This is a genomic window from Desulfobulbus rhabdoformis (assembly GCF_016919065.1).
GTDB classification, from domain to species: domain Bacteria; phylum Desulfobacterota; class Desulfobulbia; order Desulfobulbales; family Desulfobulbaceae; genus Desulfobulbus; species Desulfobulbus rhabdoformis.
In genome coordinates, this window is record NZ_JAFFQA010000046.1 from 1 (window position 1) to 25,620 (window position 25,620).

The window sequence follows — 25,620 nt, forward strand, 5'->3', positions numbered from 1 at the left end:
CGGCGATCCGACCGTGGCAGACGCCATCCTGGACCGGTTGGTCCACACTGCTCACAAAATACAACTAAAAGGAGAATCAATGAGAAAAAAGAAGGCAAACTTGACCTGAATGGCGACAACAAGGTAATGGATTAATAACCGCGTCGCTTCGCTCCGATCACCCGACCGAGATCACTGGAACAGGTGGCCGGGATCGAATGGAATCAGTGACCGGCTTCGACTGGAATGACTGGCCGGATTCCCTGGAATACGCAAGCATCAAAAAATACAAGCTAAATCCCAGAAACAACTAGAAAATTTCTCGCAGTGAAGATGCCACAATCACAGGCAGCTCATAAAAACAAATAAAACATTTAATTACAAAAGGTTACACGCAACCCCATAGCCTCCGACATCTGCCACTTCTCAAAACATCAATTTTTCACATTCTCTATTTTGTCGATTTTAAAACATTTTTTGCCCATCAAGGACATTTTTGCATATAGCGGCAATTCCATCGGGTTCTGCCTGTCAGTCAATAGGTTTTTCCTGTGCCCCTGTTAAAGACCTCAGGAGAATGCATATCCAAATAATTTCATATGCCCAGTTCCAAAACAGACAAACAAGCCATTTGCGATTGACGGAAGGCGACAAAGACGACAGTTTTCCAGGAAAAAGGATATTTTGGGTCATTTTGCGACTGGTATTTTTCGTGTAACCGGCTTATCTTATGAAGCATTCTCATTTCAGCGATAGAGTAGAGTAATCAATCTTAGATTTTGGAGTAAAAGTCCCATGCATATCAAACAGGTGAAGGACGACATCTACCGTCTTTCCGTCAATATTGAGGATAAAGATTATCTCTTTGAGGGTATCTGGCCCATCCCCCACGGCATTTCCATCAACGGCTACCTGATCAAAGGCGAAAAAAACGTCATGATCGACCTGACCCAGGATATTTTTAATTTCCCGCAGGAGTTCACCAACCAGTTGGGTGGCGCAACCCTGAGCATTGAAGATATTGATATTCTGGTTGTGAATCACATGGAACCGGATCATTCGGGCTGGTTGCGCGAATTCTGCAAGAAAAACAGCAAGGCTGTGATCTACTGCACCAAGAAAGCGATTCCACTTTTGCAGGCCTTTGCCGATGTGGCTGCTGACCGTGCAATCGCTATTACTGATGGCCAGATCCTGGAAGTGGGTGATTACGAGCTGCAGTTCTTTGAGACGCCCAACATTCACTGGCCCGAAACCATGATGACCTATGAACGTAAGCGCAATATACTTTTTGCCTGCGATGCCTTTGGCTCATACGGCAGCATTGATGAGAACGCCATTTTCGATGACCAGCTCTCCTCCGAGAAACATAAATTCTTTGAAGAAGAGGCCCTGCGCTACTACGCCAATATCGTGGCGACCTTCTCCCCCTTTGTGCTGAAAGGGCTGACCAAACTCGGTGGCCTGGATATCAAGGTGATCTGCCCCTCGCACGGTATTATCTGGCGCGACGATCCCTCCGTTATCATTGAGCATTACAAACGCTACGCCGAGTATGCCAAAGGACCGGCCGAGCGCGAGGTGACCGTGGTCTGGAGTTCCATGTACGGCAACACCAAACAGGTGCTGAACATGGTGATCGAGACCATTCGCAAGCGCAATATTCCGGTGCATGTGTTCCAGGTCCCCGGTGACGAAATAGGCTACATCCTGGCAAGCGCCTGGAAATCAGCAGGTCTGATTTTTGGCATGCCCACCTATGAGTACAAAATGTTCCCGCCCATGGCCCATGTGGTTGAGGAGCTCCAGGTGAAAAAGGTCACGAATAAAAAAGTCTTCCGTTTCGGCTCCTACGGCTGGGTCGGTGGTGCACAGAAAGACTTTGAGAAGAAGACCGAAAAATCCGGCTGGGATAAACTGGGATCCTACGAGTGGCAGGGTGCCCCCACCGAAGAAGATCAGGCTGCCATGCAAAAAGCGCTTGAAGAGTTCTGCGATGCGCTGATTGAGTTTACCAAGTAAGTTCTGGCGCCTTACAGTGACAAAAAAAAAGGGTGTGTGAGAAGTTTCTCACACACCCTTTTTTTCGGCGTATACTTTTTCTTTTTCATGATCTAATAACGATATCTGCATGAAATGATAGTGAGATAATCATCATCGGCAGCGTAAACCAAGCGATTTGTATCATCAATCCTTCGAGACCAAAACCCAGATAGATTTTCTCTCAGTGGTTCAGGTTTCCCTATACCCTCGAATGGCTGCCTCATTGTGTCATTGATGAGTTTGTTGATTCTTTTCAGTGTTTTTTTGTCTTGTGTTTGCCAATAGATATAGTCCTTCCATGCTTCTCCGGTCCAGGCTAATTTTCTATCCATCTATTAAATCTCTTGCCTGAACCTTCCCATTTTTAAATTGTTGAATAGATTTTGTTAAATGTGCAGCATTGGCTGGCGACCTGAGGAGGTAAAAAGTCTCCATGAAACTATTAAAAGTTTCCAGCGACATGACAACCGCGTCCTCTGAATCACGACGTGTAATGATCGTATAATCAGCATCGTCTACCACCTGATTCAAAACAGTCTTTAAATTATTTCGAGCTTCGCTAAAATTGACAACTCTCATGATATTCTCCATACTTGTTCTCTTTATAGCACAAATATAACAACTGGCCTTAAACTTGTCCATTATTCTGTACAGGTATGCTAGTTTTTTGAAATCGAACGCCGTAATCAGCAACTGACAGGGCAATGCGGAATTTCAACGTACGAGCCTGTCCCACCCTGACAATCTGTTGGATTTAATTGTTGGGCTTGTTTGTTTAACACGCCTCTAATAAAGTCATTTTTGAAGCGAGTGTATGATTGTCGATCGCCTGGATAACGCTCCCGGAGATCCTTTTTTAGCTCTTCATAACGCTTTCGTAGATTTGGGTCATTTCGGAGGAGATCTCGGTACTGGAGATAGTTCCGCTATTGCTCGTCATCAAGTGCGACGACGTGAAGATGGATAGTTCGAATATTTGGTTCAGATTCCCATACAAAAAGATGTCCGCCATCGTCTGCTCCATCACCACGATAGAGATAGCCAATTTTTGTGAACCTCCCTATTAACTCTGGAATTATGTCTAGCGTGGCCACACCTACGGCGAGATCAAGAATGGGTTTTGCGGGCAGTTCGGGAACTGCCGTGCTGCCAATATGCTGTACATCTGCAATGAGTTCGCCGCCAGCATCGCGGATCTGAAAACAGACCTTGGCAGCCATATCGGCCCAATCCGGGTGATGGGCAACCAATTGTACAGTATGCCGTTTCAATCCAATCATCTTACTAGCCTACTCGCCGCTAATCAGCCGCTCGACTTTTTGCGTCGACCGAATTAGCTTTTCTAGAGCTTCAGCAATTCCCGATGTCCCTTCAGAGCCTGATTTTATGGGATGCGAGGGAATCAGGTTTCGTACCCTATTTGAGAACATGCTTGGTTGCAAAGCTGGCGATGGTCGCAATTTCAAACTTGGGGTTCTTTTGAGGAAGTTGGAGAATATACGCTCCAATACAGATTTGATTACACTGGAAAAGAGGAGAAAACAACGGAGATAATCGGGGAGGAAGAAACTGCTAGCTGAAAAGCATTGCAGAGCAAGGCTCCAGGGGCACAAAAAAAGTGCAGGGGCTGATTAGCGCGTGCCGCTGTTCAGCCCCACACTATTGCGGGTTCAGGCCAGCCGCTTTTCCTGGAAAAGGTGCTGACTGACTAAAGAAAGCAGAATCGCAAAGAGAATCGCGGCTGCCCCCAAAACCACATTGTAGTAGACCGGAGCCACCAGTGCGATCCGAATCATCAGCGTGGAGAGCGCGTAGCCCGAGTTACGAAACATCATCTTGGCTGAAGGATTAAAACACTGAGAGACCAGAACGATAAGGATATCAGTCAGAATAAGCTGCGTGTAAAAGTTATGAATAAAATCAGAGTGTTCAATACCGATTATACTCTGATAAACGGAATAGCTCCCCATACTGACAAAGCTGACAAGCAGTAACAATGAGATAGCCTTTTTAGACGCCACAAAGCTGTACAAGTCCATATGATGGCCATCATCTTCCACTGAGCGTTTCTGTACCTTGTAATAGACACCAAGCAGGGCAAAGATGAGCAGAGCGCCGAATCCACTGGAGAGAATGTGAAGGATTTTATCGATATTCCCCTCATACCCCAAAGGCTCTGGAAAATAAGAGAGCTCTTTAAACGCATTCCTAATCAAGATGAGCGATAGTATCTCAAACTGCTTACCGAGCGACCTGGAAAAGGAACAGGGCAGGACAAAAATCAGCGAGATAACCTCCAGCACCAGAATGACGGTAAAGGCCGCATGGACGGCATAAAAGTGATTTCCGGGAACCAGGGCAGCCAACTCCTGGGGCAGCAGCCCCTGGCGCTTGAGCTCTATGACAGCCAGACTGGAGACAAAGAGAAAAACCAGGAGCACGGAAATCTTGCGGTGCACTTTCTCGTGTTCGTAAATGGTCTGTAAGGGATCAAAAATATAGGTGATGCGTGCAAATAGATTGTTCATAACAGGACAGCTTGGGGAAAAATTTAACTCAACGTCAACAGGCTCGATACCGGCCGCTTTTACTGCGAACAGAAGCTTATTGCAAGTGGAAATTAAAATTAAATAATAATTTTTATCACATACTCCGCTTTCTATTCACCAACAATTATAGCATCCTCATTCCGATGAATCTGCTGCTTATTGACGCCATTGGTCCATTTTTCCGTATGCTGCCCAAAGGCCGTAAGAACTGGTCTAAAATTCCTTTTTCCTCCCTCTCCCTTGAACCCCAGGCAAGGCGGCGACAACACTTTGACCAGATTGCGGAGGATCTTCGTCTCTTTGCCAGGCGGGTGAAGCAGGCAGGGTACAACGCGGTCAGTCTTGACGATGTCCCGCATCTGGCTGATCACCCCTGGTATGAGCCTGAAATTCGTGAACGCATAGCCATCTTTCGACAAGAGTTCCGGCGGCTGTTTACCCTGCTCAAAACCGAAGGCCTGTCCCTTTACCTGACCATGGATGTGCTCACGCTTACCCCAAGGCTCAAGCGCAAGCTCTGTGGTGACGAGCGACGAATCAACACCTTTCTGCATGAACTGCTGCAGGGATTTCTCTCTGATTTCCCTGAGGTGAACGGCGTTATTCTGCGGATTGGCGAAAGTGATGGCCGGGACGTCAAGTACCAGTTTCGCAGTGAGCTGCATATTCGCACCCCTGACCAGCTCAATCGCCTTCTGGAAACCCTGTTGCCACTCTTTGAACGTGAAGAACGCCAACTCATCCTTCGCACCTGGACCGTTGGCGCCTACCCGGTGGGCGACTGCATCTGGCACCCTGACACCCTGGCCCGCAGCCTGGATGGCATCGCCAGTCCGGCCTTTATCCTCTCAATGAAATATGGGGAGTCGGATTTTTTCCGCTACCTGCCACTCAATCCCCACTTCTTCAACACCAGGGTACAAAAAATAATTGAGCTGCAGGCACGGCGCGAATACGAAGGTTGCGGAGAATATCCGTCCTTTATTGGTGGGGATTACGAAGCCTATGCCCGGGAGCTGGAGCAGGCGGAGAACATCGTCGGCATGTCGGTCTGGTGCCAGACAGGGGGTTGGGTTCCCTTTCGTCGTTTGGCCTATCTGGAGGAAGAGGCCCTGTGGACAGAGATCAACGCCTTTGTCAGTGTGCAGATCTTTGGCCATGGTCTAGGCGCCAAAGAGGCGGTGTCGCGGTTCTGTCTCTTCAAGGGCATACAACAAAATGACGCGCTCTGGGAGTTGTTACAGCTTTCCGAGGAGGTCGTCAAAGAACTGCTTTACATCCCGGAGTATGCGCAAAAACAATTCTTTTTTCGTCGAGTGCGTATTCCCCCTCTGCTTTCAGTCTATTGGAATACCATCTTTATCAACCACTCCATGCGCAAGTTAATGCGTCATTTTGTCAGCGATGGCAGGGCCTGCATTGCCCAGGGACAAGCTGCACTGCACAAGATCGAGCGCATGCGGCTGTTGGCCGGGGAGGCCGGACTGCCGGTTGCGGATATTGAGTACATGCAAGAGACCTTCGCCCTCTTGGCGCTGGCACGGGAATATTACTTCCTCCCCTACTCCGAGGAACTCCGTATCCGGCTGAAAAAGGCAAAGAAACGTTACAAAAAACGCTATCCTTCCGGAACACGTTCCCGCTACAAGGTCAAACTCAGCTTTAAGCCCTTTCGGCTGCGCAGGCGGTATTTAGGCTGGTTCCTGGCCCTGCTCCTGCGCAGGCAGCCCGGATACCGCTTGATCGACCACCTCCTGGTGCTGCACCTGCTTGGCATCAGCTACCGGCTCTTGCATGTCTCTCACCCCAAGCTCATTCCCAAATTTGCCCGCAAACGCGCCATGGGGCTGGAAACCATCTTCAAATAATGCTGAATCCCTGATGGCTGCTGTTTGTTCACCACTGCAGGGTAAAGCCTCAGGAACGGGGCTGAAAAAAACGCAGCCGATTGGCGTTGGTGACCACGGTGACCGAGGAAAGCGCCATGGCGGCACTGGCAAACATCGGTTCCAACTGCCAGCCCAACACGGGATACAACAGCCCCGCTGCCAGGGGAATGCCAATAACATTGTAGATAAAGGCACCAAAGAGATTCTGACGTATGTTACGCAGTGTTGCCGTTGAAATGGCAATGGCATCCGCAACCAGCATGAGCGAATCACCGGTCAGAGTGATATCCGCATGTTCAATGGCCACATCCGTACCACTTCCCAGGGCAAATCCCGTATCGGCCTGGGCCAAGGCCGGGGCATCGTTCACCCCATCTCCAACCATCCCCACTCGATATCCCTTGGCCTGCAACTCCTGAATAACGGCCAGTTTCTCCTCGGGCAGAATCTCACTGTGCACTTCCGCAATCCCCACCTCACGGGCCACCGCATTGGCGGTTGCCGCGTTATCCCCGCTGCACATGACAACGGTGATATTTTGCTTTTGGAGGGCTGCAATGGCCTTGACCGAGTCAGGACGAAGGGGATCACGCAGAATCAAGAGTCCCAGGACCTCTCCAGGGCGTCCAAGCCAGATCGGGGTCCCACCCTTATCAGCGGCCTCCGCCGCCTGCTGTGCCAGCTCTCCCGGCAGAGTTAGCCCCTGCTCCTGCATATAGTGATGGTTGCCTAAAAAGTAGCGCTGCTCCCCAAAGTCCGCCTCTACCCCCCGACCAGGGACAGCGGAAAAGTTCTCTGCTGCAAGCAACTCTCCCTCCCTTTCGTGCAAGGATTGAATCACCGCTTCGGCCAGGGGATGCTCGGACCCGCTCTCTAGACTTGCCGCCCACTGCACAACCTGATCCTCGCCTATCCCCACAGCCGGAATAATGTTCGTGACAGCGGGTTTCCCCTCCGTGAGAGTGCCGGTCTTATCGACTACCACATGCGAAAGCTTTGAGGCACTCTGCAGGCCATCAGAGTTGCGAATCAGCACATTACACTGGGCTGCCCGACTGGTCCCCACCATGATGGCAATGGGTGTTGCCAGTCCCAGCGCACAAGGACAGGCAATGACAAGGACTGCGATTGCTGCGGTCAGACCATGGGCAACGGGCAAGGTCTCCCCAAAAATCCACCAGGCGACAAAGGTGAGGCAACTAATCCCTATAACCACCGGTACAAAGATGCCAGCAATGGTATCCACCAGCCGACCAATGGGTGGCTTGCTCATCTGTGCCTTCTTGACCATGGCAATGATGCGTGCCAGGGTAGTATCCTCTCCGAGCCTTCTCACCGCAAGGACAAAGGCCCCGGAACGGTTCATGGTGCCTCCGGTGACCGGATCGCCCTCTTTACGATGCACAGCTATTGGCTCGCCCGTGAGCATGGACTCGTCGATCGTGGACTGCCCGGCAACAATCTCCCCATCAATGGGCACCTTCTCGCCCGGTCTCACCTGCACCCGGTCCCCAAGTCGCAAGAGAGAAACGGGTATCTCTACCTGAGCGGAATCCCGGACGACTCGTGCATTGCGGGCGCGCAATCCAACCAGAGCACCAATGGCCTCACTGGTGGTCCGTTTTGCCCGGGTCTCCAGAGCATGACCTAACTGCAAAAAGGCCAGAATCATCACCGAGGCGTCCAGATAAAGGTGGTCCGCTGCGCCGGGAATAAAATCGGGCTTGGCTATCACCAGCACGGAAGAGAGCCAGGCTGCCCCCGTGCCCATGGCCACCAGGGTATCCATATTGGCTGCGCCATGACGGGCCTGTTTCCAGGCACCGATAAAATAATTCCGGCCGCTGAAGACCATGGTTCCCAGGCAGACCAGGGCAAGCAGAGCCCAGAGCAGACGATTCTGCTGAAGATGGGGAAAGACGCCTCCCATATGTCCGGCCATGATGCCAAACCCCACAACCGCAGCCACGGCTGCCCGCTGCCAGGAACGACGAATTTCACGCCGGGTTTCTTCCGCCTGGGTCAGTCCGGGGTCGGTATAGATTTCCTCAACAGTGACCTGATAGCCGGCTTCAGACAGCAGCCTCACCACATCTGCCGGATGCAGACTGGTGCCCACTTGCAACCGTTCCTCCTCCTGTTCGATATGCGCCTGAGCATCTCTGCTCAGCAGAATCTCCTTGACCTGTGCCAGTTCTTCGGCATCCGGCCAGGGGCTGAATCTGAGGTAGAATTCCTCTCCTGCCTGCGTTTGGCGAAGACTCGCCTCATAGCCGGCATCAGTGATCGTTTGCACCACCGTCTCGGGATCGCCGCCCTGTACCTGAGCCAGATTTTCAATCAGATTCACTGATGCCAGAGAGACACCGGGCACCCTGCGAATGGCCTGCTCCACCCGGGTGACACAGGCAGCACAGTGCATCCCGGCCACCTCGATTTCATACCCCGCATTTTTGGGAGCGGGCTTTTGGGACACCAGCGTCGCACCATAACCGGCATCGACAACTGCCCTCACCACAGTTTCAGGCTCTCCACCGCGTACCCCGGCGCGTTTCTCCACCAGATTGACCTCTGCCGACTCCACGCCATCAACTCCGAGAATAGCCTTTTCCACTCGGGCAACACAACTGGCGCAGTGCATGTCTTCAACCTGTAGCTCATACTCTCTGCCAGCCGCTTGCGTTGCAGAACTCTTTTGATCCGTCACCTCAGCCAAAGGACAAGCCTCAGCAGTTTGCACCTGCTGCCTGGCCGGATACCCGGCATCAACCACCGCCTGTATAATCTGTTCAGGATCGCCGCCCTGGACTCTCAAGGTGCCCGCCTCAAGATCGACACGGGCATCCTGTACACCGGTAACCGAACCGGCCGCAGCCTCGACCCGCCCCTGACAGTGGACACAAGTCATATCGTCAACAATAAATGTATGGGATTCCTTATCAACAACTGGAGGAAAAGGGGTAAACGAAGTCATAGGTATCTGAATCGAAGAAGGGGAAACGTTTTGCACAGGCGACACCATCGTCTGCTCTGCTTTTTACGAGAAACTGTAAGCACGGTTCTCTTTTTAGGGAGTCTTAAAAAAAGATTCTGCATCCTTGAATATCTGTCGTCAAGGTATTTTCCCGATCAGGGATGTTCCCTCACGGACGAGACATCAGGCGAGATAGGGCTGAAAGAGGTGGCGGATTTCCTCAAGCTTGTCTTCGATCACAAAGGGCATGATACGGGCAAACATATCCAGGAGAATAATTGCATTGGCGGAGGAATCGCCTGTATTTGCGCCCCGCAGCCGATCAATGAGGGCCATATTGACGATTTGGAGGTCTCGGTAGATCTTTTCCAGACCTTCCAGGGAATAATCGACCGGCTGGCCTTCGCGAGCACGAAAATACTGGGCCAAAAGATACATTGAGGTGGAACGATAGATGGTTTCCTCCTCGCTTGCCAAGGGCAGGTGAAACCGGGCCATGGGTTTAAAAAAAGCGGTATGCGGGCAGCCACTCACCGCCATGACCACCCCCATAAAAGAGCTGAGTGCCCTCTGGGCCGTGGTCTGCTGAGAGACCACCCGCTCATCACTGGTCACCTCCAGGAAGATGGCATCATGCGAGAGAATAGAGGAAAAACGGTCCACCACCCCGGCAATTGTTCTGGCCAGGGGGCACCATCTATACTGATCCGTATTGAGTGTACAATGGTTGCAGCGACAGTGCTCGATCCGAATCCAATCAGGAAAGGATTCACAGGATTCCTCAACCAGTTCGGTCGTCTTGGCATCAATACGCAAACTGATCGATTCAAACAGGCCATCGCCTTTGAAGGTATAGATCAGTTGTATGCTTTCCATCCGTTCTCCTCTGATTGTTTTTCTGGGGGTGCGGCCCCAGATCCTTCTCCGTTTCCGTTTACAGGGGCAGGATATGTACCTCCTCCCGCAAGGGATAATTTCCCTCGATAAGTAATCCATGGCGGCCATCAATGGCTATTGGGGTGCCAAAGGTGATACGGGTGCCGTTGATGTCGGCATATTCCTCGGTCTCATTGACCTGCATGTCGCGGCAGCCCACCACACAGGTCTTTTCCAGGCGGGTCGCCATGACCGAGGCATGCGAAGTCTGCCCACCGCGCGAGGTGACCAACCCATCGGCCAGTGAGATTTCACGAATATCCTCAGGCACGGTATCACGCCGAATGAGGATAAGATGGGTGTCGGGTTCCTGCTTGCGCAAGAGGTTGATATTTCTTTCGGTAAAAACCGCCTTCCCCGACATGGCTGAACCGGAGACACCGATCCCCTTTGCAAGAATAGATTTATGGGCAAGATCGGAGTCGACAAAAACGGTGAGATGCTCCTTCTTCTTGATCGTGATCATATCACGGGTCTGCAGCATATAGAGCTGATCCGCCTCAGGTCCTTCAAAGGTAAACTCGATCTCCTGCGGATTCCATTCTTTATCGTAGACCAGCTCTCGGCTAATTTCCAGCAACCGCTTGTAAATCTGTGGAAAACGCAATTCAAGACTCTTGTTCTCATCACGCCCGTCGAGTTCTGCCTGCTCAACGGAGATGGGATGACTGGTCACAAGCCCGGAGACGATATCCTCTCCCTGGTCGCCGATGGCATAATCCCCCCAAAGCGCCACCCGCCGGACTTTACGATAAGGGTGCGCGGTAAACAAAACGCCGCTGCCTGCCTGCAGGCTCACGTTGCCAAAGACCATGGATTGGACAATAACCGCTGTTCCCCAGTCATCGGAGACGCCCATCAAGTGACGATACTCTTCCGCCTTTGGTGTATGCCAGGAGTCAAAAACCATATCCACAGCGCCCACCAACTGCTCCCAGGGATCCTCGGGTATACCGACCCCACGGCTCAACACCGCCTGCCGGTAGTCCAGCGCCAGCTCCCGCATCTGCTCCGGGGTAAAATCACGCTTGTAGTGGATATCGTGCCGTTCCTTGTGCACGTTCATCAGCTCCTGAAAATCCTCGCGCTCCATGCCGTTGGCCATACCCCAGGATTGCTGAAAACGCCGAAAATTATCCCAGGCAAAATAGTTGGCCGCAGGATGCTTGACCACAAACTCCTCCAGCAGATCGACGTTGGCCCCTACATTATGGATCGTCGACATCACGCCGGGCATGGAAATGGCTGCGCCACTGCGCACCGAGAGGAGCAAGGGCCGATCCGGTGAGCCAAAGACACGCCCGGTCAGTTGCTCAAGACCGGTCACCGCCGCCCGTACCCGCCGCATATACTCATCACGGGCTCGGTCGAATTTTCGAATGGCACGATAACAGCGAAAAACCTCGGTGGTGATGGTAAAAGCCGGAGGAACCGGCATCTTGTCTCGGGTGAGCAAGACCAGGTTAAACCCTTTGTTTCCCAGGTGAATCAGATCGTGGGTGCGCAGATTCTCGTCATGAAGGCTACTGATCGCCTTTTTGGGATTGTAGGTCATGAGCAGGTCCAGGGTGGACTCATCGAGAATATCCTTCTGCGCCTCCAGGGTAGCGATAACCTGGCCGATAAAATTATCCAGATGCTGCAGACCAAAGGTGGTGGAGATCAGGTCCCGAAAAAACATCTCTGAGATGCGCAGGACCGTTTCCGGCATATTCTTCTCATTCCAGGAGCTGTGATACTTGATCAGCAGGTTGTCCTTCCCCAGTTGAGGCACGATAATCGAGAGGTTATTCTGGTGAATATTGGTGTAGTAGGCATAGATGATATCTTTGACCCCCTCGGAGAGACCGCGCATGATATCCAAATGCTGGGTATAGGAGAAACGCCGGATGCCAATGGAGGTTGCCAGCAGGCTTATGTAGGTATCCAGCCGTCGGCTGGAGATGCCGTCCACCTGCAGCGCCCGGCTAAATAGGCGCAAACATTTCAGAATACGAATAAAGGTTGCCTGGGTAATAAAGTTGAGATTCACCGTGGCAAAGAGCTTTTCCAGATAGATATTGGCCAGACTCTCGAGGCGGAAGGTGAGTCCCAGAGCATCGAACTTGCGCTCTGAATACCGGCCATAGACCGAAGGAATATCCACGGCAATATGCCGTTTATAATAGATCTCTTCTTTGGGCTCGAATTTCTCCGGGCTCAAAATGACTCCCTGCAGATGCTCCAGCTCATCAAAGAGTGCCTCCAGGCAGCGAATGGGGTCATCTTCTTCCAGAACCTCCAACAGCTTGGCCAGCTCAGGGAAGCCATTGCCAATAGCATGGCGGAGCTGCAGGTGAATCTCGGGTAGGCTCAGGTTATACTTCTGATGGAGCAGCTTATACATGCGCACCAGCAGAGAAAACCGCCGCCGTTCCACTTCAGAGAGATCAGTCTGACGGTCCAAAAATTCCTGCCGCTCGTTTTCGGGCCAGTCAAGGATCTGCACCATGCGGTTAAAGCGCAACTCCTGTTTGATGCGCCCGGCCAGTTGATGCTGATCATCGACAAAGGGGCCGGTCGTTTGCACCTGTTGCAGCACCTCCTCGGGGAGGTAATCCCGCAGGTAGGCCTTGTCCAGGGTTATCCAGAAGGTGAAGATGGCCTCGATAAAACCGACGATCAAATTGCTGGACTCCACATGGGACTGTTTCCGGAGAAAATGAATGAGCACATCCTTTCGCTTATGGATCTCGTCAAGCTCGGTGGAGACATCGCGAAGCTCACCCTCGGCGCCAATCTCATTGAAAAAGACCGGCATCAACTTGGTAAACTGCTTGGCCAGGTTATAAATGGGGCCGATGGGATGGTTGAGCAGGTCGGTGATATCTCGCTGAAAGAGATCGGTGTCGCGAACGCAGGTTCCGGAGAGATGCAGGTTAATGATCAGAGCGGAGAACAGGGTCGAACACCATTTGGGTTCCTGGGCTATCAGGTGCAGCCAGACACGGATATTGGTGAGATGGGCAGGGTTGGCGATGGGCTGCCAGTCTTCATCCACGCCGCGGACGCTGGCGTACTGAAAACCAAAACGCACGGTCTCCCACAAAAAGGCCTCAACCAGACGTGAATTGCCCCGTTTGAAGACCTCGTTACCAATCACCTGAATACACTGCAGGGAGGTATGCGGGTAGCGCCGAACATTGGCCTTGAGCAGGTGAAAGGTGGTGACAAAAAACTGCTCGATCTCTTCAAAGCTTTGCTTACGAATGAGCTGGACCAGAGAGCGGTTGATCTCTCGCAGGGTCTCCTCATGAATAAGAGTGAGCCCCTTGGTCTCCATGGTGCGGAAAAGAAAAAGCAGCTTCCGATTTTCAATGAAATGGGCGGTCTGATCATCGAAGCTCTCCACCACGACCATCTTTGATGGGATTTCTTTATACAGCCGAACCAGATCCATATGATTGGGCAGGGTGAGAATCTTCTCCAATGCTCCCTGGTAGTCGCTCTCAAAATCTATCGAGGCAAGCATCTGCAGACATTCCTGAATGCGCGCATGCGAGATCCCCTGCAAGAGAGTTTTCCCTTTCCATTTATGACAATACTCCCCACATTTTTTTTCAAACCAGGGCAAGGGATCATCCTCGGAAAGCCAGTACTCGTAATTGCGAACGAGGATGGCGCGCATCAAAAGAGAAAGTGCCTGGACATCATAGGTGATCTCGGGCTGCTGCCTTCGTAAAGCGATAACCTTTTGCGCCATCTTCCGTACCGGGTGATGCCCCTGAACCATGGAGAGCATAACCTGGGGCTCACGCTCATCCAGGTCTGCAAGGCGAGAAAAAAATTCGGAAAAGGCTCCTTCAAAACGGAAGAGGGTCGGGCTGTCCATGGTGAGGATAAGCTTGTCGGCGTAGGCAAGCATGGCCTCCAGAATCCGCTGGAGAAGCCAGTCATTGCGGCTTGAGTCCTTGAGTGCGTCAAAAAAGATCGACATAAACAGGGAAAAAGCCTCCGGCCCCTGCTCATGGTCGCGGTAGTGGTTGCAGTTTTTGAGTACATAGGCCCGCAACTCGGGGATGATCAGCTTCCAGTTGCGGTAGGGATGCCCTATTTCATAGAGGAGTGCGTCAAGCTTGCCTAAAATCCCCTGAAAACGGCTAACCACATCCCGAAGCAACTCGTACGCGGGGTTAATAACAGCGGGTGCAGCGGTTTCACGCAGGTTTGCTTTGAGGGCATCAGAGACCAGGGGCAAGGGACAGGAGTCGTTGGACATGGGCGACCTCCTCCATGGAGAGAAAAAAGTAAGGCCTTTTGGGCACACTCCCGGCAGCACAGAAGAGAACAGGTTGTGGAGCGTGATAGACCGTGAGTATTGAGGATAGTTTGTATTGTAGTGTGGTTAGCTGCGAAAGTCAGCAGGAGATTTTTGCCGCCACGGTATATCAGCCCAGAAGAGAGTAAAGACTCTGATAGACCAGCGGTAAAAAAATGGCGGGTAGGAGATTTCCGACCCGAATTTTGACAATCCCAAGCATATTGAGCCCGATCGCCACGATCAACAACCCTCCGATCGAACTCATCTGAGTAACGGCTACGGGGGAAAGAAATGGTTTGAGCATACCCGCGGTAAGGGTCAGGCTGCCCTGATACACAACCACAGATATGCTGGAAAGGAGCACACCTATCCCCATGGTCGAAGCAAAAACCACCGAGATTACACCATCAATAATCGACTTGGCAAACAGGGTCTGATGTTGGCCGGTCAGACCGCTTTCCAGCGAGCCGACAATGGCCATGGAGCCCACACAGTAGACCAGACTCGCCGTGACAAAGCCCCGGGCCAGGGAGCGGGTATCGCCGGTTTTCGCGCCCACCTTTTTTTCAATCCACCGCCCCATGGCCTCCAGACGTCCTTCAATCTGAAGCCATTCGCCCATCAGGCCACCAACGACCATGGAAAGAATCACCACCAGAAGGTTTTCGGCAAGGAGCCCATTTTTCCAGCCAATGAGAATGACAGAGAGCCCTACCCCCTGGATGATGGTCTGTTTATACTGCTCTCCAATACCTTTGCTGCAAACTAGCCCCAATAGGCTCCCCAGGATAATAGCCAGTCCATTGACGATGGTTCCTAACATCAACTCACTCCGATTGACAGGAATCTTGCATCATAGGCTTTTGGGGCAAGGGGGTTGAGCGCCCATAGACCGCGTCACGAATTTCCAGCGGGAAACGGCCCGAGACCCCTTCAAGAGCGGTGTTGGTCAAGGCAACAACCACCAGCTTCTGCTCGGGATCAACAAACCAGGAGTGCCCCCAAACCCCACCCCAACTCCAGGTACCAGCAGACTGAGGGGTCTTGGCGCGTTCGGGGTCACGCAGGACAGCTCCGCCATAGCCAAAGCCCCAGCCTGGTCCAGCAAGGACATAAAACGTTCCCGTATGATTGGTCATGAGGGACTGAGCCACTGCTGGGGGGAGGAGGTTGCCTCCGCCAGTTCGAATAACTTCAAGCAGATGCGCCATATCTGAAGCGGTCCCGCTCATACCGCTTCCTGCCAAAGAAGACATGCTCCGATTAAGAATCCTTCCCGGTGAAAAAACGATACCATTGTTTTCACCAAAACGAACGATATGGGGCTCCCCCATGCGAACAGGAGGAGTACCATCGCCGTATGGTGTGGTGAGACGGGCGGGATCAATTGGGTAAAATCCGGTATCGCGCATACCGGCCGGTAAGGTTCCCCACTGGCGGACCGCGTCTTCTAACGACATGCCCGTTGCCTGCTTCAAAACGACCCCAAGTACATCAATCGCCAGGGAGTACCCCCAGCCTTTGCCGGGGATATAGGCCAAGCCAGCTGCACGTATTCGATTCAGCTCTTCCTCTTCAGCTGTAATTTTCGAACTTCCTGGTTCCGAGGTGATGCGTACACTCTGCTTTGCAAAATCCGAAGAAAGTCCAGCGGTATGGGTCAAGAGCTGATGCAGAGTTATGCAGGGCATCGAGCCATCTCGCAACTTGGGTTTGAAGTCCGGAATATATCGAGTCACCGGATCATTCAGACTCAGCTTGCCCGCTTCCACCAATCGCAGCAGGGCCACCGTGACAATAGGCTTGGAGAGCGAGGCAAAACGAAAAATATGGTCTTTACGCATCGGGATTCCTGCCTCCCGATCCGCATATCCTGCGGCCTGATGAAAGACAGTTTTGCCGTTTTCCAAAACAATCACTACAGCTCCCACTATACGTTGTGAGCTAACAGCCTGCTGGAGCACCCGGTCGATACGCAAGGCAAGGCGAGTGTCGTTTTCGTTCTCTCCGGCAACGGCAGGAGCTGGCGTGAACAACGCACACAAGACGAGTGTGATTCCCCAGAAAAAAATAAAATGTCTGAACATGGGATATGAACTCCGATACAGAGAACAAAGAAAAATCTGTTGGAACATTGAAAGCATCAACCTGCGACGGTTGAGTCCAGACTGGCTGGACGAACATTAATTATTTTGCAACCAATGAGCTGCAAAAATCTTGCATCAGACCAAGAATTGCGGGTCTAATACATAGGCTCCGACCTTGCCAACTCTTTTTGGGAGAAAAAATTATGCATTCCCCCTTCCCCAGTTTCACCCTGGATTTACCTGCCTGGGCAGCACACGAACTGACCCAACTCCCCTCACATATTCAAGCTGTCGAAGATCGCATGCGGGCGGTACTCAATTTTGCTCGCCTCAACACCGAACACCAGAGCGGTGGTCCCTTTGCCGCCGGTGTTTTTGAACGTGATTCTGGCAAACTCATAATCATCGGGGTAAATCGAGTTCTCCCGCTCAACTGCTCCTCAGCCCATGCAGAGATCACAGCCCTCACTCTGGCGCAACAGATGCTAGGCACCTATGACCTTGGTGGTCCGGAAATGCCAGCCCATCAGTTGGTGGTCAACTGGAGCCCCTGTGCGATGTGCTTTGGTGCGGTACTCTGGTCGGGTATTCGTTCCCTGGTGATTGCAGGGGCCGATCAGGAGATGATGGATATTACCGGATTTGATGAGGGACCATTACCGGAAAACTGGCGAGAGGAACTCCGCAAACGCGGGATTAGCTTTGAAGAAGGGGTGCTGCGCGAGGAGGCCTTAGACGGATTTAGAGCTTTTACGGCGACCAATCCCGAGGTTTATAATGGGCGGCAAGGAGACTAATCCCCTATTCAAAGCTGCGTGTATTGTTCGATGGGCAGTGGAGCAAGCGCGATCTTCTGCCGCAACCGCTCCAGGTTCTGCATGGCAATCATGGCATCCTTGCGCGGTGTTTTGCGGGTCCGCTTGAGAAATCCGTGAAGGAGCACCAGATCATTCTCTTCGTTTTTTGCAAAGAGCACTCGGGCAGACTCTTTGCCACAGTCCACCCGCAGTTTATAAATGGTGCCCTTATAGCCCCAAATACGGGGATTGAGGATCTTGAGACTGTTGCTGGAATAGACCTCGCCCAATTCAGCAAAGCCCTGCATCTTTTTACAGATTGCACTCGCAAGTTTCTCTGACACCTGATCCAGAAAGGATTCAAACTCTGTCTGTTTCGCGGGTGTTTGAATACCTAAAAGTTTCACTTGAGTCCTTGATGCATTTATAGGGAGCAGCTATTGAAGTTGGGGTTCGTCCCTCACCACCAACCTACCATACTCCTGGCGCGAGGGGTAGGTTGGTGGTGAGGGACGAACCCCAACAGAACATCAAACAAAAAAAAATCCCCCGCTGGCGATAACCAACGGGGGATTTTTCCTCGTCACAAGGAATAGGCACAAGGAGAAATATTACCCTAGAAGCAGGGAGTCTTCTACTGGGTAAAAAAAATATGACGAGGAACTCATGCAGCCTGAGCATAGGTAATGGGAGTCAACGGAACTTCCTCACCTAATTTTTCAGCCAGAATCTGCAGCACATCTTGAATGCGCCCCTGAAGAAGGGGCGTCAACTCCATGCCCGCATCCAAACTCTCGGGAACCACGGCAATAAAATGGACCCGCTGGGGGACTTTGCCACGAATTCGGCAGATATCGAGAATATCGAGCATGCCGATCTGATGGGGAGACATGCGGGTCTGAATATCACCGGAGCGCACATCCACATCGGTAAAATAGTGGACCGATCCGGGCTCATCCTCCAAATCGACCACATCAATCACCCAGAGCTCATCATGCTCTTCAATGAACGGGGCCAGCAGAATCCCGCCGGTACCGCCATCAATCACCTCGACATTTTTAGGCAGCTGGTAGTGCTCTTCCAGATACTGGATACAATGAATGCCAAAGCCTTCATCGCCTAAAAGCAGGTTACCCAGCCCCATGATGCCGATTGATTTTTCTTGCTGCTCCATAACTGTTTCCTCCTAGTTAGGAAGGCCCTCCTCGTTTCCTGCTGCCAGGGACGTGGAGGGCCGGACCAATGGAATTAGAGAACCTTCACAGAGGACAATTTCTTACCTTTGGGGTTCAGCATGTGCACCGCACAGGCCATACAGGGGTCAAAGGAGTGAATGGTACGCAGTACCTCGAGCGGTTTTTCCGGATCGGCAACCGGGTTGCCCACCAGACAGCGCTCGTAGTAACCGGGCTCGTCGTTGGTGCCACGGGGGCAGGCCAGCCAGGTAGAAGGCACAACGGCCTGATAGTTGCGGATCTTGCCGTTCTCGATAACGATCCAGTGCGACAGTGTTCCACGGGGTGCCTCGTGGATACCAACACCGCGCTGCTCGCCTTCGGGGAAAACGGGCTCGTTGAAAGTGCTGCAATCACCGGTCTCGATGTTGGTGATCAGCATGTTCCACTGCTCGGCCATGTTGTCCTGAACGACGGCGGCACGAATGGCGCGGGAGATATGACGGCCCATGGTAGAAGGCAGAATATCCATATCGTACGGGGTTTTACCGATGCCGGACATGGTCTCCAGCATCTGCTTGGTGTATTTAACCGCAGGTGCATGTTTGGCCAGATTCATTGCCAGGACAGAGGCCACCGGGCCAACCTCGGCCGGCTCGTTGATAAAGGAAGGTGATTTAACCCAGGAGTACTTGCCATCGAGATCGGCATCGCCGAATTTCGGCTCGGTGGACTCGACATAGGGATGCATGGTCCAGTCGCCTTGATAAAACGAATGTTTAACCGACTCTTTAACGTTGTCCTCAAAGTACGGGTCACGTGCGGAGCTAATCTGACGGAAAGAAGCCATGTCACCGGCCTTGATGTAACCACCGGGCATAGCGAACTTGAGTCCTTTCTCATCGATCGGCATCTCAGGAACGGAGAGGTAGTTGCCGTTGCCCTTACCGTAGGTGCACCACTCAGGATACATGGCACCGATGGTGGCCACATCCACCATGTAGACCTGCTCAACGAAGTCACGAACCTCATCCATCTGGGTCTTGAGGTAGTAGAGACGCTCCATGGTCAGGGTGGCCGGGCTGTCGAGATTGATGGGGTTGGCAACACCACCAACAGCCAGGTTCTGAATGTGTGGAGTTTTGGAACCAAGCACGGTCACAACCTTGTTGATCTTGCGCTGGTACTCCAGGGCCTGGAAGTAATGAACGGCTGCGATCAGGTTGACATCGGGGTGGAGCTGCATGGCCGGATGTCCCCAATACCCACTGGAGAACGGACCGAGCTGGCCGGACTCGATGAATTTTTTGAGTTTATCCTGCACCTGCTTGAACTCCTGGTAGCTGTTGTGCTTCCAGGGAGAGAGTTTCTGGGCAAGAGCGGCAGCATTGCGCGGATCAGCCTTGAGGGCGGCAGAGGCGATATCGATCCAGTCAACGGCGGAGAGTACATAGAAGTGGATGATGTTGTCTGCCAGACAGTGGGCACCAACGATCATGTTCCGGATGTACTGGGCATTGACCGGGATATCCATCTTCAGTGCATGCTCAACCGAACGAACGGATGCCATGGCGTGGACTGTGGTGCAGACACCACAGATACGCTGGGCGATCAACCAGGCCTCACGCGGATCCTTGCCTTTAAGGATGGTTTCAATACCGCGCCACATCGTACCGGTTGACCAGGCGTCTACCACCTGACCGTTATCCACTGCGCATTCAATGCGCAGATGCCCCTCAATACGGGTAATAGGATCAATGACAATTTGCTTGGACATAATATTCTAACTCCTTAATGGTTCGACTCAGCGGGTGCGTGCACACTGAAGACCGGAAAAATTTTGACAAAGAGGGTGTACATCGCGATCTCAAAGGCGATCAGTCCGTAGGTGATCATCTGCTCACCGACGGAAGGAAAGTATTTCCAGCCGTTGCCCGGATCAAACCCGATGATATAGGTATTGAAACGGTAGAGAGAGCCACCAACGAGAACACAGGTCGCTGCGATGAACAGCAGTCGCGGATTGTTCCGGTAATTCGGGTAGGCCAGGATAACCAGTCCGATGATCAACAGCAGGTTTTCCAAAAGGAACATGTTACCCAGGAAGGAACCGGAGAAGGCATCAACCATATGGCCGCGCATAAAAACGTTCTGGAAACGGATAACCAGATAAAAGCCGAGCACGTAGGTCATAATACGCGCGATCTTGGAGAGCATGGAGGTCTCATCGCCCAGTTCATACACACGAGAGGAGATGGTTGCCTCGAAGACCACCATGGAAAAGCCCATGATAATGGCGGTCAACAAAAAGAGCAGCGGCAGGGTCGAGGTGTGCCACAGGGGATTCAGTTTGTAGCCAGCCATCAGCATCATGGTTCCCAGGGACGACTGATGCATGGTCGGCAGCAATACGCCCAGCGCGATGATGGCAAAGATTACCTTATTGAGTTTCTTACCAAAGTTTTTCAGGCCCCATTTCTCGACAAAGGCAGGAGTAAACTCGAGCCAGAGCACAAAGATATAGGTACCGATGCACATGGCCACCTCAAACATGACCGAGTGAAAATTCATCTGCCAGGGCAGGTAGAGATTATAGGCGTTGAGGTAACGGCCGATATCGAGAAAGACTGAAACACCGGCCAGGGTATAACCAAACATGGAGGCCAGCAGCGCCGGACGCACCAGGGGATGATACTCCCCCTTGTTGATGATATAGACCAAGAGCGCCATAACATAACCGCCGCAGGCAAAGGCGGTACCGACAACAACGTCGTAGGCGATCCAGATACCCCAGGGGTAGCCGTCATTGAGATTGGTGACGGATCCGATTCCAAAAATCAGTCGTTTCACCGCAAAATAGGCGGCAATGACGACAATAAATATACAGAGACAGAACGTGGGCGTGAAAATGCGCCCGCCCAACGCTTTTGGTTCATGACTCATGCGTCTTCTCCTTGATCGTGCGTGGATGCAGACTGCTCAGCCTCTTCACTGTTTTTATTTTTCTTCGCCATGAAGATGAGGCCGGCGAGAACAACCAGCGGGTAGACCATACCTTTATAGATGGCGTACTGAATACCACTGGCCATGGAAACAAAGGATTCCTTGGGAAAGCTGGGCAGACCGAATTTCTCGAAGGGTACCGCAGACATATACATGACCTGGGTTCCACCGAGTTCATCCTGGCCGTAGACGTGACGCTCATATTTGGGCGCCTCGAATTCATGCCACTTCCCGGAATCAATCGAGGAGACCGGAAACTTGTAGCGTTTGCCCGGCTTCATCTGCAACCTTCTTCGTGTTTCCTCTCGCAGCTTGGCCACCGGCCCAAAAAGCGAGGCGCCGGTTGGGCAGACGGAACAGCAGGCAGAGATGCCGCCTTGAGCGATCAGGTGCGAGCAGAGCTGACACTTAACGATTTCCGGATAGAAATCATCCCACTCAAACTTCGGTATGTTGTAGGGACAGGCCACCTGACAGTACCGACAGCCAATGCAGGCATCTTTGTCGTAAGTGACAATACCGGTCTCTTTATCCTTGGCCAGGGCACTCACCGGACAGGCGGTCACACAGGAAGGATCGACACAGTGGAGGCACTGGCGCTTGATAAAGGCGTAGCCGTCTTCTTCCTGGTCTTTATGCTCACCGGTTCCGCTGGAATAGCGCTTGATAATATTAAGTGTGGAGGCGGAGAGATCCTGGGGTTTATCCCAGAGCTGTTGGTCGCCGTGCATCTCCGGCTTTTTATTGTTGGCCTCCTTACAAGCCGACATACAGGCATTACAGCCCACGCACAGGGTTGAATCGTAAAGAATACCCAGTGCATCCGGGGGAAGCGCCTCGACCATGCGGGCGTCAACCACCTTACCGTCAAGGGTCAGGAGCGCCAGGCCACCAGCAGCTCCTTTGAGAAAATCACGCCTTTTCATCTTCATGCTGAGACCCCTTCCCAAGTTTTGCAGCAAACACAGCCCCAGCACCGAGTGCGGCGCCCCCCAGACCAGCCATCAAGCCCACGGAACCGGGAGTTTTTGCATCAGGCCGCTCAACATTGATCGGCGCATGCTCGGCAGCCGGGGTCTGATGAAGGACCGGGCTGGTGGAAAATTGCGGCATGTTGAAGCCGACGCCTTTCTGGGCGCAGCCAAAACAGGGATGTCCGGTAGCAACGGGCCAGCAACCGGAACCGGCGTCGCCAAACTGAGAAGTGGAGCAATTGGCATAAGTAACCGGTCCCTTACATCCGAGGTAGTAGAGGCAGTATCCCTGACGATGGCCTTCATCACCAAAGGCACGGGCAAAACGACCGTTGTCAAAATGGGGACGACGCTCACAATGCTCATGAATAAGGCGGCCATAGGCGAATTTGGGCCGATTTTCGCTGTCCAGGGCGGGCAGCTTATTGAATGTCAGGTAATGGATGATGGTTGAAAGCAGGTTGTAGGGGTTGGGGGGGCAACCGGGAATAGAGACGACCGGTTTTTCTTTGAGGACCTGATCAACACCAACACACTGGGTCGGATTGGGATCCATGGCAGCGACGCCACCCCAGGAGGCACAGGAGCCGACCGCGATGACGGCCCCAGCCTTGGGTCCGATTTCACGGACAACATCAACAAAGTTTTTTCCACCGACACGGCAGTAAATACCGCCGTCTTTCAAAGGAACGGCACCCTCGATGACAAGGATAAACTTGCCGTAATTGGCCTCAACGGCATGCTCCAGAGCTTCTTCCGCCTGGTGACCGGCACCTGCAGACAGGGTCTCATGAAAGTCAAGGGAAACCAGGTCCAGCATCAATTTCTCAAGTGAGGGGTGCTCGGATCGCAGTAAGGACATGGAACAACCGGTACACTCTGAACCGTGCAGCCAGATAACCGGCGGTCTGTTCGGGCTGGTAATGGCATGGGCAATTTTAGGGGTCACAGCCTCTGGAAGGGCCAGACCTGCTGCCACAGCCGAACAAAATTTCATGAAATCCCTACGGGAGACTCCACCCAAACGTTGTTGAACTTGGTCGAACTCTTTCTGTTTCATACACTTTCTCCTGATTAGCGGCACGGTCGACACCGCAATTCACTGGGGTGCCCACTGCGATATTGCTTCCGAATTACTTACAGGTATGCTCAACGTCGGTTCCCGACGGGTTGCTGAGACACTCTGCAAGCGTCTTGCGCTCCTGCTTCGAGACGTCTGCCCCGAGTTTCACCATGGCGTCAATTGTCTCGAACCACTGCTTTTTACCCTTAGACACTTTCGCACAACTTGTTGAAGCGGAATGACACTGAATACACTTGGCATTGAGTATTTTTTTGCACGATTCATTCGACTGACACCCCGCAAGCGCCCACAGCAACACAACACCAATCAGTATCTTTTTCTCTGAGCACGAAGGCAACTGGCATGATTTGCTCGGAATAATCGTACTTTTCTTCATAAATGCGCCTACTTTCAAATTGCACTTTTCCCTCTGGTCGCAGAGCAAAGCATAGATCCACCTGGCCGAAAGCTCATAACACATTTCGCACATTTTACACATTATTTTTGCACTGAACGAATCACTCCTGCTGATCAATCGCATATATCAGACTGCTACCAACAGGGTCACCGCAGTCAAAAAAAGGACGCAAAGCATGCCCATACCCCCTTGTTTTTATCTGAAAAATTAAAAACAGAAAGGCACGCAACTCCGTAAATACAACAACGAGAAGACCATGTTTCCGACAACGAGAAGCGATCTAAAAAAAATATCTCCAGACAAAATGGTGATTTTGCACAACGCACAAACAGCACAGAATCCTTCTCCTAGCGTGTGAGCCTTGATTAAACAGGACGGAAAGAGAGCCCAACCTCACATCATTCTGTTTTAACGTCATTTTTAAACAAAAAAGCCTCTTCAAAGACTGCCACGAAATGGGTATCAAAAAATCTTAGGGAGAATCTCGACCAACAGAATGCCGTGCGTTTGCACAATAGAGAGGAGAGAAGAAAAAACAGACGTGCCTGCCTCAGCTGCTTCAACGAGCAAACACAAAAAGAGGAAAGAAAAAGCCCCAAAGACCAAAAAAGGCCTTTGGGGCAAAGGATTGGGGAGGTGAAGCTCCCCCAACTTATAGGAACGGCCTTAGTTTTCTTTAAAAAACTTCAGCAAGGCGTGCAGTGTGGTCAGGGGGTGCGGCGGACAGCCCGGTATATACAAATCAACCGGAATAATGCTGTTCAAGTCGCCCACCACCGCATCACTGCCGTAGAAAGGCCCACCGGAGATGGAGCAGCAACCACTGGCAATGACGATTTTTGGAGAAGGCACCGCATCATAGGTATCGAGCAGGGCCTGCTTCATATTCAAGGAAATGGGCCCGGTCACATGAATACCGTCTGCATGCCTGGGCGAGGCCACAAAATCAATACCAAAGCGAGAGAGATCAAAAAACGGCGTATTCAAAACGTTGGTATCGGCCTCGCAGCTGTTACAGCCTGCAGCCGAAACCTGGCGCAGCTGCAGGGAGCGACCAAAGAGCTTTTTAAACTCCTGCTTGGCATGAGCCGCAAGATCAGGCAAATTTCCCTGAGTGATCAGGTCTTCTCTGTTGGCGGCCCCCAGACCAAAATCCTCACTGAAACGGACAAATTTTCCTTCGCCGTCCACCTCGCAGTGGCCGCAAAAGGTACATTTACCGATATCAATGGTTTTTGCCTCGACATCAATGGCCTCCTGGGGGCAGATATCCGCACACTGCTGGACAATCTCCGTGGGGCAGTCCGGATCGACAATCGGCACCCCACGATAGCGGTGGTAGAGATTGATCGGCTCCTTGGGGTAGCTGGAGGTCTTACAGCCCTGTTCAATTCTATTCTGGATTACTTTGAGCATGTCGGCATCCTCCGAAA

19 protein-coding genes and 1 pseudogene are annotated in these 25,620 nt (G+C 52.1%); 4 read left to right on the top strand and 16 right to left on the bottom strand.

What is annotated here, in order from left to right:
• Window positions 1–109, top strand: a 109-nt coding sequence (locus tag JWJ90_RS18605) for an ATP-binding protein (protein ID WP_240195040.1), incomplete at its 5' end; no start/stop codon positions are given.
• Window positions 110–774: 665 nt separating this feature from the next.
• Window positions 775–2,001, top strand: coding sequence for an FprA family A-type flavoprotein (locus tag JWJ90_RS18610; protein ID WP_205228723.1), 1,227 nt, complete (start codon window positions 775–777; stop codon window positions 1,999–2,001).
• Between the two features lie 92 nt (window positions 2,002–2,093).
• Here the strand turns inward: JWJ90_RS18610 and JWJ90_RS18615 are convergent, their stop codons facing one another.
• From JWJ90_RS18615 to JWJ90_RS18635, 4 genes and pseudogenes are all read right to left on the bottom strand, one after another.
• On the bottom strand, window positions 2,094–2,354 hold the full coding sequence (locus tag JWJ90_RS18615) for a Txe/YoeB family addiction module toxin (protein WP_205228724.1): 261 nt from the start codon (window positions 2,352–2,354) through the stop codon (window positions 2,094–2,096).
• Entirely contained in the window at window positions 2,347–2,601 is a 255-nt protein-coding gene (locus tag JWJ90_RS18620) for a type II toxin-antitoxin system Phd/YefM family antitoxin (RefSeq protein ID WP_205228760.1), read from the bottom strand. Before JWJ90_RS18620 ends, JWJ90_RS18615 begins: the two co-directional genes overlap by 8 nt.
• Window positions 2,602–2,708: 107 nt before the next feature.
• A pseudogene (locus JWJ90_RS23320) lies at window positions 2,709–3,302 on the bottom strand (GrpB family protein).
• Window positions 3,303–3,692: 390 nt separating this feature from the next.
• Window positions 3,693–4,550, bottom strand: a complete 858-nt coding sequence (locus JWJ90_RS18635; protein ID WP_205228726.1) for a hypothetical protein — start codon at window positions 4,548–4,550, stop codon at window positions 3,693–3,695.
• Between the two features lie 164 nt (window positions 4,551–4,714).
• On the opposite strand from JWJ90_RS18635, the gene JWJ90_RS18640 reads away from it, so the two are divergent.
• On the top strand, window positions 4,715–6,439 hold the full coding sequence (locus JWJ90_RS18640) for a hypothetical protein (protein WP_205228728.1): 1,725 nt from the start codon (window positions 4,715–4,717) through the stop codon (window positions 6,437–6,439).
• A gap of 49 nt (window positions 6,440–6,488) precedes the next feature.
• Here the strand turns inward: JWJ90_RS18640 and JWJ90_RS18645 are convergent, their stop codons facing one another.
• The 5 genes from JWJ90_RS18645 to JWJ90_RS18665 all read right to left on the bottom strand — a co-directional run bounded on the left by JWJ90_RS18645 (window position 6,489) and on the right by JWJ90_RS18665 (window position 16,757).
• Window positions 6,489–9,434, bottom strand: coding sequence for a heavy metal translocating P-type ATPase (locus JWJ90_RS18645; RefSeq protein ID WP_205228729.1), 2,946 nt, complete (start codon window positions 9,432–9,434; stop codon window positions 6,489–6,491).
• 183 nt (window positions 9,435–9,617) lie between these two features.
• Window positions 9,618–10,310, bottom strand: coding sequence for a DUF6901 family protein (locus tag JWJ90_RS18650; protein WP_205228730.1), 693 nt, complete (start codon window positions 10,308–10,310; stop codon window positions 9,618–9,620).
• A 58-nt stretch (window positions 10,311–10,368) separates the two neighbouring features.
• Window positions 10,369–14,628 carry a PEP/pyruvate-binding domain-containing protein gene (locus JWJ90_RS18655; RefSeq protein ID WP_205228732.1) on the bottom strand — a complete coding sequence of 1,420 codons (4,260 nt, stop codon included), beginning with the start codon at window positions 14,626–14,628 and terminating at the stop codon, window positions 10,369–10,371.
• A 169-nt stretch (window positions 14,629–14,797) separates the two neighbouring features.
• On the bottom strand, window positions 14,798–15,493 hold the full coding sequence (locus JWJ90_RS18660; protein WP_205228733.1) for a DUF554 domain-containing protein: 696 nt from the start codon (window positions 15,491–15,493) through the stop codon (window positions 14,798–14,800).
• A 4-nt stretch (window positions 15,494–15,497) separates the two neighbouring features.
• Window positions 15,498–16,757, bottom strand: a complete 1,260-nt coding sequence (locus JWJ90_RS18665) for a serine hydrolase domain-containing protein (protein ID WP_205228734.1) — start codon at window positions 16,755–16,757, stop codon at window positions 15,498–15,500.
• A gap of 203 nt (window positions 16,758–16,960) precedes the next feature.
• Between JWJ90_RS18665 and JWJ90_RS18670 the strand changes: the two genes are divergently transcribed.
• Complete coding sequence (locus tag JWJ90_RS18670; protein ID WP_205228736.1) at window positions 16,961–17,554, top strand: nucleoside deaminase; 594 nt, start codon at window positions 16,961–16,963, stop codon at window positions 17,552–17,554.
• Between the two features lie 8 nt (window positions 17,555–17,562).
• Here JWJ90_RS18670 and JWJ90_RS18675 read toward each other — a convergent pair whose 3' ends face one another.
• The 7 genes from JWJ90_RS18675 to JWJ90_RS18705 form a co-directional block, all read right to left on the bottom strand.
• Window positions 17,563–17,961, bottom strand: coding sequence for a type II toxin-antitoxin system RelE/ParE family toxin (locus JWJ90_RS18675; RefSeq protein WP_338032346.1), 399 nt, complete (start codon window positions 17,959–17,961; stop codon window positions 17,563–17,565).
• Window positions 17,962–18,218: 257 nt separating this feature from the next.
• Window positions 18,219–18,728 (bottom strand): HyaD/HybD family hydrogenase maturation endopeptidase, encoded by a 510-nt coding sequence (locus JWJ90_RS18680; RefSeq protein WP_205228737.1) that lies wholly within the window; start codon window positions 18,726–18,728, stop codon window positions 18,219–18,221.
• 74 nt (window positions 18,729–18,802) lie between these two features.
• Window positions 18,803–20,506 (bottom strand): nickel-dependent hydrogenase large subunit, encoded by a 1,704-nt coding sequence (locus tag JWJ90_RS18685; protein WP_205228738.1) that lies wholly within the window; start codon window positions 20,504–20,506, stop codon window positions 18,803–18,805.
• A gap of 14 nt (window positions 20,507–20,520) precedes the next feature.
• On the bottom strand, window positions 20,521–21,672 hold the full coding sequence (gene hybB, locus JWJ90_RS18690) for a Ni/Fe-hydrogenase cytochrome b subunit (protein ID WP_205228739.1): 1,152 nt from the start codon (window positions 21,670–21,672) through the stop codon (window positions 20,521–20,523).
• Window positions 21,669–22,664: a hydrogenase 2 operon protein HybA gene (gene hybA / locus JWJ90_RS18695; RefSeq protein ID WP_205228741.1), complete on the bottom strand. Its 996-nt coding sequence runs from the start codon at window positions 22,662–22,664 to the stop codon at window positions 21,669–21,671. Before hybA ends, hybB begins: the two co-directional genes overlap by 4 nt.
• Complete coding sequence (locus JWJ90_RS18700; protein WP_205228742.1) at window positions 22,645–23,766, bottom strand: hydrogenase small subunit; 1,122 nt, start codon at window positions 23,764–23,766, stop codon at window positions 22,645–22,647. The genes hybA and JWJ90_RS18700 overlap by 20 nt, the downstream gene beginning before the upstream one ends.
• 1,087 nt (window positions 23,767–24,853) lie before the next feature.
• On the bottom strand, window positions 24,854–25,603 hold the full coding sequence (locus JWJ90_RS18705; protein ID WP_205228743.1) for an NADH-quinone oxidoreductase subunit B family protein: 750 nt from the start codon (window positions 25,601–25,603) through the stop codon (window positions 24,854–24,856).
• Window positions 25,604–25,620: the final 17 nt, after the last annotated feature.

Excerpts from the sequence above, each read along its gene's own strand:
- JWJ90_RS18670 (WP_205228736.1), top strand. The coding sequence starts at position 16,961 with ATGCATTCCCCCTTCCCCAGTTTCACCCTGGATTTACCTGCCTGGGCA.
- JWJ90_RS18615 (WP_205228724.1), bottom strand. The coding sequence starts at position 2,354 with ATGGATAGAAAATTAGCCTGGACCGGAGAAGCATGGAAGGACTATATC.
- JWJ90_RS18640 (WP_205228728.1), top strand. The coding sequence starts at position 4,715 with ATGAATCTGCTGCTTATTGACGCCATTGGTCCATTTTTCCGTATGCTG.
- hybB (WP_205228739.1), bottom strand. The coding sequence starts at position 21,672 with ATGAGTCATGAACCAAAAGCGTTGGGCGGGCGCATTTTCACGCCCACG.
- JWJ90_RS18655 (WP_205228732.1), bottom strand. The coding sequence starts at position 14,628 with ATGTCCAACGACTCCTGTCCCTTGCCCCTGGTCTCTGATGCCCTCAAA.
- JWJ90_RS18610 (WP_205228723.1), top strand. The coding sequence starts at position 775 with ATGCATATCAAACAGGTGAAGGACGACATCTACCGTCTTTCCGTCAAT.
- JWJ90_RS18680 (WP_205228737.1), bottom strand. The coding sequence starts at position 18,728 with ATGGAGCAGCAAGAAAAATCAATCGGCATCATGGGGCTGGGTAACCTG.
- JWJ90_RS18650 (WP_205228730.1), bottom strand. The coding sequence starts at position 10,310 with ATGGAAAGCATACAACTGATCTATACCTTCAAAGGCGATGGCCTGTTT.
- JWJ90_RS18645 (WP_205228729.1), bottom strand. The coding sequence starts at position 9,434 with ATGACTTCGTTTACCCCTTTTCCTCCAGTTGTTGATAAGGAATCCCAT.
- JWJ90_RS18705 (WP_205228743.1), bottom strand. The coding sequence starts at position 25,603 with ATGCTCAAAGTAATCCAGAATAGAATTGAACAGGGCTGTAAGACCTCC.
- JWJ90_RS18685 (WP_205228738.1), bottom strand. The coding sequence starts at position 20,506 with ATGTCCAAGCAAATTGTCATTGATCCTATTACCCGTATTGAGGGGCAT.
- hybA (WP_205228741.1), bottom strand. The coding sequence starts at position 22,664 with ATGAAGATGAAAAGGCGTGATTTTCTCAAAGGAGCTGCTGGTGGCCTG.
- JWJ90_RS18635 (WP_205228726.1), bottom strand. The coding sequence starts at position 4,550 with ATGAACAATCTATTTGCACGCATCACCTATATTTTTGATCCCTTACAG.
- JWJ90_RS18700 (WP_205228742.1), bottom strand. The coding sequence starts at position 23,766 with ATGAAACAGAAAGAGTTCGACCAAGTTCAACAACGTTTGGGTGGAGTC.
- JWJ90_RS18660 (WP_205228733.1), bottom strand. The coding sequence starts at position 15,493 with ATGTTAGGAACCATCGTCAATGGACTGGCTATTATCCTGGGGAGCCTA.
- JWJ90_RS18665 (WP_205228734.1), bottom strand. The coding sequence starts at position 16,757 with ATGTTCAGACATTTTATTTTTTTCTGGGGAATCACACTCGTCTTGTGT.
- JWJ90_RS18620 (WP_205228760.1), bottom strand. The coding sequence starts at position 2,601 with ATGAGAGTTGTCAATTTTAGCGAAGCTCGAAATAATTTAAAGACTGTT.